This window comes from Paenibacillus sp. NPDC057886 (assembly GCF_042796655.1).
In the GTDB taxonomy this organism is placed as follows: Bacteria; Bacillota; Bacilli; order Paenibacillales; family Paenibacillaceae; genus Paenibacillus.
On record NZ_JBHVMZ010000006.1, the window covers coordinates 284,585 to 298,260 of the forward strand.

Sequence of the window (13,676 nt, forward strand, 5' to 3'; positions counted from 1 at the left end):
GCCTTCATCCGTTAACCGGATGTAAGGCCCCTTTGTTGTCTGTCACGTTTTCTGGTAGGATAAGAGGGATAAGGGGGCACCGTGATGGATGTAAAGAGTGCGACAAAGGCAATACGTAATGGAGAAACGGCTCCGGTATATGTGCTGTACGGAACGGAGAAGTACCAGATACAGCAATTTACGGATATGTTAAAACAACAGGTTATTGAAGAAGAGCACCGAGAATTTGCAATCATTCCATATGATCTCTCTGAGACACCTGTGGAAGTGGTCATTGAAGAAGCGGAGACGGTTCCTTTTCTTGTTCCACGTAAACTTATTATCGTTCGTGATGCTAATTTGTTTACAGCAGGTAAGGATTCCAAAATTGATCACCAGATTGATCGACTGCTTACATATATGGACAATCCGGCAGATTACAGTACGATTGTGTTCCTGGCTCAAGGGGATAAACTAGACGAGCGTAAAAAACTAGTGAAGGCAGCCAAGAAACAAGCCATTGTCCTTGCGTTCGCTCCGCTAAGTGGTGAGGAGTTGCTGGGATGGATCGTAAAGCTGGCGAAGCAGCGGGATGTATCTTTTGAGGCTGGAGCGGCTGACACGCTTGTGAGTTATGCAGGAACAGGCTTGCAGACGTTATCTGCAGAAGTAGACAAGTTGTGTTTGTTCGCTGGTAACGGAGGCACCATCAAACGCGCGGATATCGAATCACTGGTGGCGCGAAGCACGGAGCAGAATGTGTTCGCATTGGTGGAGGAGCTTGCTAACTTGAGGCTGGAGAAGGCTTTGGGTCTTTTTTATGAGTTGCTGAAGCAGCGTGAAGAACCGATCAAAATTGCAGCGTTGATCGCCCGTCAATTCCGAATTATGATTCAGGTAAAAGAGTTAGGGCAGCAGAGTTACTCCCAACAGCAAATTGCCAGCCAGCTTGGTCTGCATCCGTATGCTGTCAAAATTGCTGGTGAACAGGCTCGCAAGTTTCAGGCAGAACGTTTGAGGCTGATTCTGAGCCACCTCAGCGAACTGGATTATCAGATGAAGACGGGGGCAGTGGATAAAGTTCTTGGACTGGAGCTTTTCTTGTTAAGGCTCGGTGCATAACTTAGATATAACTGTAAAACAAAGCGGCCTCTATTCCGTTGATGGTGAGATCATCGGAATAGAGACCACTTTGTTTAAATGAGTGCTTATAGAATCAGATACTAAAAAATCCTGAAAGCTCGTGCTGTTCAGGATTTTTCCATTAGATCGTATAAGTAACGCTTCTTACGCTTGTGCGGAAAGAGCGTTCAGTTTTTTCGCCAAGCGAGACTTTTTGCGGGCTGCAGCATTTTTATGAACCAGACCTTTAGTTACAGCCTTGTCCAGCTTTTTGGAAGCAGCTTGAATCGCAGCTTTTGCAGTATCAACTTCGTTACTTACCAGAGCAGCATCAGCAGCTTTAACAGCTGTACGGAGTGCGGATTTCTGGGAAGCGTTGAGTGCGCGGCGCTTGTCGCTCGTTTTTACGCGTTTAACAGCGGATTTGATGTTTGGCATTACATTCACCTCCTGTAAGGCATTTGCATGAATACAAACGTTTCACAACTTAAAATATTCTAGCACGCTGGCATGCAAATTGCAACAGATTTTCCTATGATGTTCGATAGTGCTGCATAAAGCACACCATTTTCCCACACAATATGCTCAAATGCGGTAAGGGAGGCAGGGACAGATGACACTGGATTTGCAAAATTATGCAGTTCGTACCGACTTGGCAATTGACTCCAAGGAGATGGCTCAGGGCGGACAGAAACAGACGATTCCCGGGCTGCGGGAAGATGTGGATGAGAAAGACGGTATCACCATCACACGTATTGATGTGCTTGATGATGCAGCCGCTACAGCGATTGGGCGTGTGAAAGGGCACTATGTCACTTTGGAGGTTCCATCGCTTCGTAACGGGGATACCGATCTTCAGGAGCGGGTGGCGGCAGAATTCACGCGGGAGATGGAAGATTTTTTGGCCAAGGCGGGAATTAACAAGACATCCAAGGTGCTGATCGTGGGTTTGGGCAACCTGAACGTCACGCCTGATTCACTTGGTCCACTGGTAGTGGAGAATCTGATGGTTACCCGTCAGTATTTTGAGCTGGTACCGGATCAGGTTGCACCCGGTTATCGGGAAGTCAGTGCTATTGCGCCAGGTGTGCTGGGTACAACGGGTATAGAATCCAGTGACATCGTACAAGCGATCGTGGATCGAACGAAGCCGGATGCGATTATTGCGATTGATGCACTGGCTTCACGCTCCCTCGAACGTGTTAATACAACGATTCAGGTGGCAGACATCGGCATTCATCCTGGCTCAGGCATTGGCAACAAGCGACGTGGACTGACACGTGAAATTTTGGGTGTTCCCTGCATTGCCATCGGTGTGCCTACTGTATGTTATGCGTCGACCATCGTGAATAACGTCATCGAAATGATGCGTACTCATTTTCGGCAAGAGACCGATCAAACAAAACAGATTATGGGCATGCTGGACGATATCGGCGAAAATGACCGCCTCAGTTTGGTAAAAGAGGTACTGGAGCCACTAGGTCATGATCTGATCGTTACCCCCAAGGAAATTGATGAATTTGTCGAAGATATTGCCAATATTATTGCAACAGGCCTTAATGCAGCGCTCCATGATGCGGTAAATGCTGAGAATGTAGCTGCTTACACCCATTGATTAGTATTTGAAAACGAAATGCTTGAGATTCCTAAGAAGAAGGTCCGAATCTATCGGACTTTCTTTTTTTTGTGCAATCTTCTTTTTCCTGTTCTATCAAATCTGGCAGGCTCATAGAGTTGAAGTATAAGCGTTGTCCAGCAGGGAAGGAGACAGAAGCAATGAACAAAATATTGGCCTGGAATATTGGTAAATGGAAAAAGAGATGTTTGCACGTGCTGGCCATGGGCCGTACGTTGTTGTTGCTTATGATCATATCTGCCTTGTTTTTTGTTGTACTCGGTCTGGGGGGCATGGCAGAGAAGCGTTTGAATAACTCACCAGTTTCTTCTATGAAAGGATTTGCGGGAGCCGTATCAAGCAGCTTTTTTGTGGACATGCTCGGCATGGAAATGCCGCATCTAACTCAGAAGGAACAGGCTTCTGCATTTTCTGGTGAAAATCTGACTTCGTTTGTATTCCAACTACTGACGAATGTTAATCCGCAAGACCCCAAAAGCCTGATCGCTAGAGAAATGCCTGGCATGGGTTCCAACCAACCTGTATTGCTGCGACCGGGGTCGGGAAATGAAAAAGCTGAAGCACCAGAAGATTATCAGCCGGGTCCTGGACTCATTGATACGGCCTCGGCAGGCGGAGGGAAATCAGGTGGCGATCAGCATATCCCACCAGGTCAGGATAATACCGATTCATCCGATCCGCAGGATTCGGGTGATGGCGAAGTAAAGGGTGATCCCCCACCGAAGGGTAGTGGTAAAGATGAACCGAGCAAACCAACGACAGGGAAAAAAGCGATTCTTGTCTACCATTCCCATCCACGTGAAGGATACAATCCACTCTTGGGCACGAAGAGTGACAATCCATCCTCTGGCAAATCGACTGGCAATGTTTTTCAAGTGGGAACCTACTTGTCCGACAGTTTGGAGAAACTGGGAATTGGGGTGGAACATGCGCAGGAAGATTACCCGACCAAGGTCAAGGATTATAACTGGAATTATTCCTATAAATACTCCCGTCAGACGGTGAAAGCTGCACTCGCTCAAAATGACGATCTTACGTATCTCATCGATATTCACCGTGACTCACAGCGTCATAACAAAACAACGACGACCATTAATAATCTGGGTTATGCCAAAGTATATTTTATTATAGGACATGAAAATCCAAACTGGCAGCAGAATGAAGCCTTTGCGGCCAAAATTCATAAGAAGCTGGAAGCGAAATATCCAGGGGTATCTCGGGGCGTTTGGGGCAAGGACGGCGGCGGGGCCAACAATGGCGAATACAACCAGACGCTTTCTCCCAACAGCATATTGATTGAGATTGGCGGCATCGACAATACGGCTGCTGAACTGGAGCGGACATCCAAAGTACTCGCCGACATGATTGCAGAGGTGTACTGGGATGATCAGAAGGTGGACAAAGCGAGTGTGGAAAAGACGTCACAAGGTGGCTAGAGGCTAATATTCCTAATATGGAAGAATCGAAGAATCGGAGATAAAACAGGAGGCGAGGAATGTGTCCAGATTCGGCAAAAGATTGTTTTCCATCTGTGTATTAATGTTGCTGGGTGTTCTGTTTGGGATGCAGCTGGCAGGCAGCAGCTTTAATAGGGGCGATGATTCGGCCGGCAACCCTGCAGTTGTGAAAACTCAGCCGGTGTCACCGGCTGCCGAGTCTGTTCAGACCACGCCCGTACAACAGGAGGACAAGGAACCCCCAGTGGTCCCTGTTCTGTCACCGAGTCAGGTGCTTGGCGCAGAGCAGAGCAAGGCACCGGTCGACGTGCTGGCTGACAAAACGGCAGGTCTTCTTCAAAATCTGTCCCATAACGGAATGAAGTGGGTAGTATCCTTATTTAGCGGAGTCGCTGAATAAAAGGCTATGAAATACAGGCAAAATAAACCCTTGGGAGTTCGCAATTGTGACGATAATTATAAAGTTGAGGCAACGCGGGATTGATGCACCCTGCATCAACTGTTATAATGAAGTGATTGACACTAGGCTGTTTCTGGGGGTAAGGAATGACTGACATTCGGGCAAGACAACGTAAAATTCGTAACTTTTCAATTATTGCACATATAGATCACGGCAAATCAACACTTGCGGACCGGATCTTGGAGTACACAGGTGCGCTAACTACACGTGAAATGCAAGAACAAGTATTGGACCAAATGGACCTTGAACGGGAACGTGGAATTACGATCAAGCTGCAGGCGGTTGCACTGACTTACAAAGCGGATGACGGCGAAGAGTATCTGTTAAATCTGATTGATACGCCGGGACACGTAGACTTCACGTATGAAGTTTCACGCAGCCTTGCCGCATGTGAAGGTGCCTTGTTGGTAGTGGATGCGGCGCAGGGAATTGAAGCCCAGACGCTGGCTAACGTATATCTGGCATTGGATAATGACCTTGAAATTTTACCGGTAATCAACAAAATTGACCTTCCAAGTGCTGACCCGGATCGGGTTAAACAGGAAGTGGAAGATGTCATTGGATTGGATACAAGTAATGCGGTTTTGGCTTCAGCCAAAGCGGGAATTGGTATCAAAGAGATTCTGGAGCAAGTGGTGCAAAGTGTTCCAGCTCCCCAAGGTGATCCTGAACAGCCTTTGAAAGCGCTGATTTTTGACTCTCACTATGACCCGTACAAAGGCGTAATTGTTTACGTGCGTGTTGTAGACGGCAAGATCAAATCAGGTTCCAAAATCAAAATGATGGCAACAGGCAAAACGTTTGAAGTCATTGAAGTTGGTGCGTTCAAACCTCGCATGACCATCGTGGACGAGCTGAACGTCGGTGATGTTGGGTTTATCGTTGCAGGTATCCGGCATGTAGGTGATACACAAGTCGGGGATACAGTGACAGATGCCAAAAATCCGACACCTGAACCTTTGCCGGGCTACCGCAAAATTAATCCAATGGTATACTGCGGTCTCTATCCGATTGAAACATCGGATTATGTTGACCTGCGTGAAGCGTTGGAAAAATTGCAATTGAACGATGCATCGCTCAGCTTTGAGCCGGAGACTTCCAGTGCACTCGGTTTTGGATTCCGTTGCGGATTTCTTGGACTGCTTCACATGGATGTTATCCAGGAGCGGATTGAGCGTGAGTTCAACATTCCGTTGATTACGACTGCACCAAGCGTAATTTACCACGTGACGTTGACCAATGGTGAAGTCATGCAAATTGACAACCCATCCAACTATCCTGAGGTGGGCAGAATTGATTTTGTTGAGGAACCGTATGTTAAGGCTTCAATTATCGTACCAAATGATTATGTGGGCACCATTATGGAGCTTTGTCAGAATAAACGCGGTGAATATGTCAATATGGAATATTTGGACACAACTCGGGTTACCATTACGTATGAGATCCCGTTGTCCGAGATTGTATATGACTTCTTCGACCAATTGAAATCAAGCACCAAAGGTTATGCATCCTTCGACTACGAGCTGTCCGGTTATCGTCAGTCCAATCTGGCGAAAATGGATATCTTGCTCAATGGTGAGCAAGTCGATGCCTTGTCCTTCATCGTTCACCGTGACCGTGCGTATAACCGCGGACGCATTATCTGTGAGAAGCTGCGCGAGCTGATTCCACGGCAAATGTTCGAGGTGCCGATTCAGGCATCTGTGGGTACCAAAGTTGTAGCTCGTGAAACGGTAAAAGCAATGCGTAAAAACGTACTTGCCAAATGTTATGGCGGTGACATCTCGCGGAAACGGAAACTGCTTGAGAAGCAGAAGGAAGGTAAGAAGCGGATGAAGCAGGTTGGTAACGTAGAGGTGCCGCAGGAAGCGTTCATGGCGGTGCTGAAAATTGATGATTAATAACCAATAAACCAAGCTGAAAGGGAAGCCGGATGGCTTTCCTTTTTTCAAATAGAGGGGGACTTGCCATGACATTGGCAGCACACAGCCGGAAAACAGGTGCACCCCAAGCGGTGTATCTTCACATTCCCTTTTGCACAAATAAATGTTTCTATTGCGACTTTAACTCCTATGTATTGAAGGATCAGCCCGTTATGCAGTATCTTGAAGCGCTGGAACGGGAGATGGAACATACGGTTAAAGCGAATCCGCCGGGAGAAATCAAAACCATATTTGTGGGCGGCGGCACGCCGACTGCACTGAAACCGGACGAAATGGCCGTATTCCTGAAGTCCGTTAAAACCTATTTCCCGAATTGGGCAGATGATATTGAGTTTTCAATGGAAGCTAACCCGGGTACAACTGATGCAGAGAAGCTTGCAGTTATGAAAGAAGGCGGAGTGAATCGCGTCAGCTTTGGGGTACAGGCTTTTCAAAATGATCTGTTGACAGGTATTGGCCGGATTCATAATACAGATGATGTATACCGCAGTTTGGAAAATGCCCGAGCAGCTGGATTGCATAACTTGTCCATTGACCTGATGTTTGGTTTGCCAAACCAGACCGTCGAGATGCTGAACGAGAGTATCGACAAAGCACTGGAACTGGATCTGCCGCATTACTCCATTTACAGCCTGAAGGTGGAAGAGAATACGCTTTTCCATACGTTGTATCAGAAGAATCAGCTACCGCTTCCTCATGAAGACGACGAGTTGCAAATGTATCTTCTATTAATGAAGCGTATGAAAGAAGCGGGTTACGGACAATACGAGATCAGTAACTTTGCCAAACCCGGCTTCGAGAGCCGTCACAATATCACGTACTGGCGTAATGAGGACTATTACGGTCTGGGTGCAGGTGCACATGGATATGTAGGCCGCGAACGCCATATGAATATAAAAGGTATAAACCCGTATGTTGAAGCTTCCAAAGGAGGTCTGCCGCGTCTCGATCATTTTGAGATCAGTCGTGCCGAGGCAATGGAAGATTATCTGATGGTTGGGTTGAGAATGCTGGAAGGTGCTTCATCCTCACGGTTTAATGATCAGTTCGGAGAGCCTATGGAGGAAGTGTTTGCGAAGCCTTTGGGCAAAATGTTGAATGCAGGACTGCTGGAGAAGACGCCAGACGGCTTCCGGCTTAGTGAGCAGGGCATCCTGTTCGGAAATGACGTTTTTGCCGAGTTTATCGGGTCTATATCGCTGAATTCGTAGCTTGAAATTCTATACGCTCTGTTGTATATTTATTCATATTGATTTTACAGAGCGTGTGATTTATACAACTACGAAGTCGGCTTTCCTCTGGAAAGCTTTTATAGGAGGAGAGCAGGATGTCGGCCATATGCAGAAAAGCCGTACCGGAAGATGTTGAACCATTATTTGAAATGATTAAGGGCTATGCAGAGCGTGGGATCATGCTTCCGCGTTCACGGGAAGTACTGCAACGGCAGCTGGAGCACTTTGTTGTAGCTGAAGTGAATGGTCAGGTTGTAGGCTGTGGATCTCTTTGCCGTTTGGGCAATGATCTGGTGGAAGTCAGATCGCTAGGTATCTCTGAAGGTCACAAAGGCATGGGCATTGGCTCACTGTTGCTGGATCGGCTGGTAGAGGAAGCGGAGAAACAGCAAATTCCCAAGGTCATGGCGTTGACATATGAGGTTTCCTTTTTCCTCAAGAACGGTTTTGCCGTTGTGAACAAGGAAATCTTCCCGGAAAAAGTATGGACCGACTGTGTTCATTGCAGCAAACAGGATTGCTGTGATGAGATTGCTGTATTGAAAGAGTTGAATATTTCAGCCTGATAAATGAATGAACCGTATGGATTGAGCCGAGTATACTCTATCTCACCTGCGGTTCTTTTTAATTCGTGAGATGTACAGTAAAGTTGTTATGTCTAGGAGACATTGGTCTATACTATAAATAGATGAGCGTACTCATCGAACTGACTTGACAACGCTCACGTCATTTTGGTATTTTTGTATTACCGCTTAGCACTCATCTAACCGGAGTGCTAACGACATGGGACAGTACAGTCAGAAGGAGGGAATACTCACCATGTTAACAGAGCGTCAACGAATGATTCTGAACGCTATAGTGGATGACTATATCCGTTCAGCTGAGCCCGTAGGGTCCCGGAGCATTTCCAAAAGGGGAGATGTTGGATACAGTCCGGCGACGATCCGTAATGAAATGGCGGACCTTGAAGATATGGGCTTTCTGGAACAACCGCATACATCGGCAGGACGCATACCTTCACACAAAGGCTATCGATATTATGTCGATCATTTGGTTCCCTGGAATCAGGTGGAGCCGCAAGAGCTGGACGATCTGAAGTCATTTTTCGCAGAAAAGCTGAACGTGATGGAACAAGTTATTCAGCATGCCTCAGTTATTTTGTCTCATATGACGAATTATACTTCGATCCTGCTCGGACCGGAAGTTTTTCACACGTCACTTCGCCATTTTCAACTGCTTCCGCTTAATGAAAACGAGGCTGTAGCCATCATTGTAACGAATACGGGTCAGGTGGAGAACAAAACAGTTCAGATTCCACCCGAAATTTCGGTAGCGGAGATGGAGAATGTAGTTCGTTTATTAAACAGCAAGCTGGTCGGCGTGCCGATTTACAAATTAAAGTCTCGTCTCTACACCGAGCTAGGGCAAGAGATGGAACGGCATATTACACGTTATGAGGAAGTCATGCAGGTGCTGAACAGCGCCTTTGACAACGAGCATGACAATCGTCTGTTCCTTAGTGGTGCTACCAATATGTTGACCCAGCCAGAGTTTAGAGATATTGAAAAGGTAAAAGATATTCTTGACCTGCTGGATGAGACACCAACACTTATGAAATTGATGATGCCCGTGCAAGGTGGATCTGGTATTCAGGTGCGAATAGGCACCGAGAATGATCATGAAGCCTTCGCCAATTGCAGCCTGATAACGGCATCCTACTCACTGGATGGAGAGGCTTTGGGCTCCATCGGAATTTTGGGACCTACGCGAATGGATTACGCACGTGTCATTCATATTTTAAATACATTATCCCGTGATTTGACGGCCATGCTAACGCATCGTTTCAAATAAGGATACGGGAATGAACCATTTCATTCTTATAAGGAGGTGAACATCTTGAAAGAGGAGCAATCATTCGCAGCAGAAGAACAGGAACAGCAAGCAACTACAGCAGCGGAGCAGGAGCCTGTCAACGAAGCCGGAGCTGCAGAAGCACAGGCGGAAGAGATGACAGATCAGGAGCAAGATGAGATCGCACGTTTGAAGGCGGAAGCTGAGGAACATCAGCAACGCTTTGTCCGTGCGCAAGCTGATTTTGATAACTTCCGTCGTCGTACACAGAAGGAAAAAGAAGAATTGGCGAAATACGCTTCGATGAAGCTGGTCACCGAACTGGTGCCGGTCATTGATAACTTCGAGCGTGCCATGGCTACTGTACCGGAAGGTACGGAAGTCGAGTCCTTCTCCAAAGGCATCGAAATGATCTTCCGTCAGCTGGAGACTGTGCTGAACAATGAAGGTCTGACGTCAATGGATACGGTAGGACAACCGTTTAACCCCGAATTCCACCAGGCGATCATGTCAGTGGAGAGCGATGAGTATGAAGAAGGTACCGTTGTTGAGGAAGTCCAAAAAGGCTATATGCTGAAGGATAAAGTACTTCGTCCGGCTATGGTTAAAGTTAGCTCATAATTTCTATTACAGAATGAAGTGAGTTCACTCTTGATTGTACGATGCCACCGAAGTTTAATATAAAGGTTAGTACACACATAGAGCACGATTAGGAACAACAAATACAAATAAGGATCAATCTGATCCATTTAAATTGTCGAGGGAGGAAATTTTCCGATGAGCAAAGTAATCGGTATTGACTTAGGAACAACAAACTCATGCGTAGCGGTTATGGAAGGCGGCGAGGCTGTCGTTATTCCAAATCCGGAAGGCGCACGTACAACCCCATCCGTAGTGGGTTTCAAAAAAGATGGAGAACGCGTTGTTGGTGAAACGGCTAAACGTCAAGCAATCACGAATCCGGATCGTACGATCATCTCGATCAAACGTCATATGGGTACGTCCCACAAAGAAACAATCGATAGCAAAGACTACTCTCCACAGGAGATCTCTGCAATCATCCTGCAAAAACTGAAATCCGATGCTGAGGCTTATCTGGGTCAAACGGTAACTCAAGCGGTTATCACGGTACCAGCTTACTTCAATGACAGCCAGCGTCAAGCAACGAAGGATGCAGGTAAAATCGCAGGTTTGGAAGTTCTGCGTATCGTCAACGAGCCAACAGCAGCAGCTTTGGCATACGGTATGGAGAAATCCGAAGACCAAACGATTCTCGTATATGACTTGGGTGGCGGTACATTCGACGTATCCATCCTTGAACTGGGTGACGGCTTCTTCGAAGTTAAAGCGACTAGTGGTGATAACCAACTGGGTGGCGATGACTTCGACCAAGTAATCATTGATTATCTTGTAAGTGAGTTCAAAAAAGATCAAGGCATTGACTTGAGTAAAGATAAAGCAGCGGTTCAACGTTTGAAAGATGCAGCGGAAAAAGCGAAAAAAGAACTTTCCGGCGTATTGACTACAACCATTTCCCTGCCGTTCATTACTGTGGCTGATGGCGTTCCTCAACATTTGGAGTTGAACCTGAGCCGTGCGAAATTTGAAGAAATCTCTGCTGGTCTGGTTGAGCGTACGCTTGAACCAACTCGTCGTGCATTGAGCGATGCTGGAATGACAGCCAACGATATCGACAAGATCGTCTTGGTTGGTGGTTCCACACGTATTCCTGCAGTACAGGAAGCGATCAAAAAACTGACAGGTAAAGAGCCTCACAAAGGTGTTAACCCGGATGAAGTTGTAGCTTTGGGTGCTGCTGTACAAGCGGGCGTACTGACAGGTGACGTGAAAGACGTTGTATTGCTTGACGTAACTCCATTGTCCCTGGGTATTGAAACTGCGGGTGGCGTATTCACTAAGATGATCGAGCGCAACACAACGATCCCTACAAGCAAATCCCAAGTATTCTCCACTTATGCAGACAACCAACCAAGCGTTGAGATTCACGTTCTGCAAGGGGAGCGCGAAATGGCAGCGGGTAACAAATCCCTCGGTCGCTTCATGCTGGGAGATATTCCTCCAGCTCCACGTGGCGTTCCACAAATCGAAGTTAGCTTCGATATTGATGCCAACGGTATCGTTAATGTATCTGCAACAGACAAAGGTACAAACAAAACTCAAAAAATCACCATCACTTCTTCCAGCGGTCTGAGCGATGCTGAAGTTGAGCAAATGATGAAAGATGCTGAGTTGCATGCTGAAGAAGATAAAAAGCGCAAAGAACTCGTTGAAGCGAAAAACAGTGCAGATCAACTGATCTACTCTGTTGACAAAACGATTAAAGATCTTGGCGAAAAAGCAGATGCTGGTGAAGTTGAAAAAGCGAATGCTGCAAAAGAAAAACTGCAAGGCGTTCTGGCTTCCGACAATCTGGAAGACATCAAAGCCGCTACAGAAGAACTGACAGAGATCGTTCAACAGCTGTCCGTAAAACTGTATGAGCAAGCACAAGCGCAAGAGCAAGCAGCTCAAGGTGCTGAAGAGCAACAAGGTTCTGCAAAACGTGACAACGTCGTAGACGCTGATTACGAAGTTGTGGATGAAGATAAAAAACAAAATTAATTCACGATTCCTAGTGAATTAATCATCGGTGACGTTCGGATCGAGGGGAAAGTCATAGCCGGGGCTCCCGTGCTTTGGCTTTCCTTTTGTCACGATGTGCGATATGGTGAATGATATGGGGGTGGAAGAGTGGCTGAAAAACGTGATTATTATGAGGTACTCGGCGTCGGCAAAAATGCCAGCGACGAGGAAATCAAAAAGGCATACCGCAAGCTTGCCCGTCAGTATCACCCTGACGTAAACAAGGCTGCTGACGCGGAAGCCAAGTTTAAGGAAGTTAAAGAAGCTTATGATGTGGTCAGTGACGGCCAGAAGCGGGCACAGTATGATCAATACGGTCATATTGATCCAAATCAGGGCGGCTTCGGCGGCGGTGGCGATTTTGGCGGCGGCGGCTTTGGCGACATCTTCGATATGTTCTTTGGCGGTGGCGGTGGACGACGTGATCCGAATGCTCCGCAACGGGGGAACGATCTGCAATACACCATGACGATTGAGTTCAAGGAAGCGGTATTTGGTAAGGAAACGGACATTACCATTCCGCGTACCGAAGGCTGTGATACCTGTCATGGCTCAGGTGCGAAACCAGGAACCAAACCGGAGACCTGTTCCGTCTGTCAAGGTAGCGGTCAACAGGAAGTGGTCCAAAATACACCGTTTGGCCGTATGGTCAACCGTCGTGCTTGTTCGAACTGTAACGGTTCGGGACAAATTATCAAGGAAAAATGTACAACGTGCAGCGGCAGCGGTAAAGTACGCAAACAACGCAAAATTCATGTTCGCATTCCAGCGGGTGTAGATGACGGCGCTCAATTGCGTATGACTGGTGAAGGTGAAGGTGGTCTTCGCGGAGGACCAGCAGGAGATCTGTATATTGTCATCCGTGTGAAATCACATGATTTCTTCGAGCGTGAAGGCGATGATATCTATTGCGAAATTCCGCTCACTTTTGCTCAGGCCGCATTGGGAGATGAGATTGAAATTCCAACGCTGTCCGAGAAAGTGAAGCTGAAAGTACCTGCCGGTACACAAACAGGAACATATTTCCGTCTTAAAGGCAAAGGCGTACCACGCCTGCGCGGCATGGGGCAAGGGGATCAGCATGTGAAAGTCGTTGTAGTTACGCCTAGCAAGCTAAATGACGAGCAGAAAGACCTGCTTCGCCAAATCGCTGCGCTGGATGGAGAACAAACTCATGAGCATGAGCAATCCTTCTTTGACCGGGTGAAACGGGCCTTCCGTGGAGACTGAGTCTTAATGATTAATTTAAAAAGGACACCACAGCGGTTTTTCCGCGGGGTGTCCTTTTTTGCATAATATGGGCACGGTTGCGGAAAGATACCAGACATGAGCATTCAGTGGTTTACTGATGTG

The 13,676-nt window shown here is 47.0% G+C and carries 12 protein-coding genes; 11 read left to right on the plus strand and 1 reads right to left on the minus strand.

What is annotated here, in order from left to right:
* Positions 1-84: 84 nt before the first annotated feature.
* Complete coding sequence (gene holA, locus ACFVQB_RS21465) at positions 85-1,101, plus strand: DNA polymerase III subunit delta (RefSeq protein WP_379443679.1); 1,017 nt, start codon at positions 85-87, stop codon at positions 1,099-1,101.
* Between the two features lie 165 nt (positions 1,102-1,266).
* Here holA and rpsT read toward each other — a convergent pair whose 3' ends face one another.
* Positions 1,267-1,539: a 30S ribosomal protein S20 gene (gene rpsT / locus ACFVQB_RS21470; protein WP_024628504.1), complete on the minus strand. Its 273-nt coding sequence runs from the start codon at positions 1,537-1,539 to the stop codon at positions 1,267-1,269.
* A 175-nt stretch (positions 1,540-1,714) separates the two neighbouring features.
* Here rpsT and gpr point away from each other — a divergent pair, with 175 nt between their 5' ends.
* The 10 genes from gpr to dnaJ all read left to right on the plus strand — a co-directional run bounded on the left by gpr (position 1,715) and on the right by dnaJ (position 13,553).
* Positions 1,715-2,716, plus strand: coding sequence for a GPR endopeptidase (gene gpr, locus ACFVQB_RS21475; protein ID WP_376036213.1), 1,002 nt, complete (start codon positions 1,715-1,717; stop codon positions 2,714-2,716).
* A gap of 161 nt (positions 2,717-2,877) precedes the next feature.
* Entirely contained in the window at positions 2,878-4,173 is a 1,296-nt protein-coding gene (locus ACFVQB_RS21480) for a stage II sporulation protein P (RefSeq protein WP_379443682.1), read from the plus strand.
* A 61-nt stretch (positions 4,174-4,234) separates the two neighbouring features.
* The gene (locus ACFVQB_RS21485) at positions 4,235-4,594 is read left to right on the plus strand and encodes a hypothetical protein (RefSeq protein ID WP_379443684.1); all 360 of its coding nucleotides are present in this window, start codon (positions 4,235-4,237) and stop codon (positions 4,592-4,594) included.
* Between the two features lie 146 nt (positions 4,595-4,740).
* Entirely contained in the window at positions 4,741-6,555 is a 1,815-nt protein-coding gene (lepA, locus tag ACFVQB_RS21490) for a translation elongation factor 4 (protein ID WP_379443689.1), read from the plus strand.
* 68 nt (positions 6,556-6,623) lie between these two features.
* The gene (gene hemW / locus ACFVQB_RS21495) at positions 6,624-7,808 is read left to right on the plus strand and encodes a radical SAM family heme chaperone HemW (RefSeq protein WP_090998035.1); all 1,185 of its coding nucleotides are present in this window, start codon (positions 6,624-6,626) and stop codon (positions 7,806-7,808) included.
* Between the two features lie 116 nt (positions 7,809-7,924).
* A complete protein-coding gene (locus tag ACFVQB_RS21500) occupies positions 7,925-8,395 on the plus strand; it encodes an N-acetyltransferase (RefSeq protein WP_063567287.1) in 471 nt (156 codons plus the stop codon).
* A gap of 253 nt (positions 8,396-8,648) precedes the next feature.
* Positions 8,649-9,680, plus strand: a complete 1,032-nt coding sequence (hrcA, locus tag ACFVQB_RS21505; RefSeq protein ID WP_090901675.1) for a heat-inducible transcriptional repressor HrcA — start codon at positions 8,649-8,651, stop codon at positions 9,678-9,680.
* 45 nt (positions 9,681-9,725) lie between these two features.
* Positions 9,726-10,301 carry a nucleotide exchange factor GrpE gene (gene grpE / locus ACFVQB_RS21510; RefSeq protein WP_076288071.1) on the plus strand — a complete coding sequence of 192 codons (576 nt, stop codon included), beginning with the start codon at positions 9,726-9,728 and terminating at the stop codon, positions 10,299-10,301.
* 156 nt (positions 10,302-10,457) lie between these two features.
* Positions 10,458-12,302, plus strand: coding sequence for a molecular chaperone DnaK (gene dnaK, locus ACFVQB_RS21515; protein ID WP_079349668.1), 1,845 nt, complete (start codon positions 10,458-10,460; stop codon positions 12,300-12,302).
* Between the two features lie 129 nt (positions 12,303-12,431).
* Complete coding sequence (gene dnaJ / locus ACFVQB_RS21520) at positions 12,432-13,553, plus strand: molecular chaperone DnaJ (RefSeq protein WP_063567290.1); 1,122 nt, start codon at positions 12,432-12,434, stop codon at positions 13,551-13,553.
* The last annotated feature ends 123 nt before the right edge of the window (positions 13,554-13,676 follow it).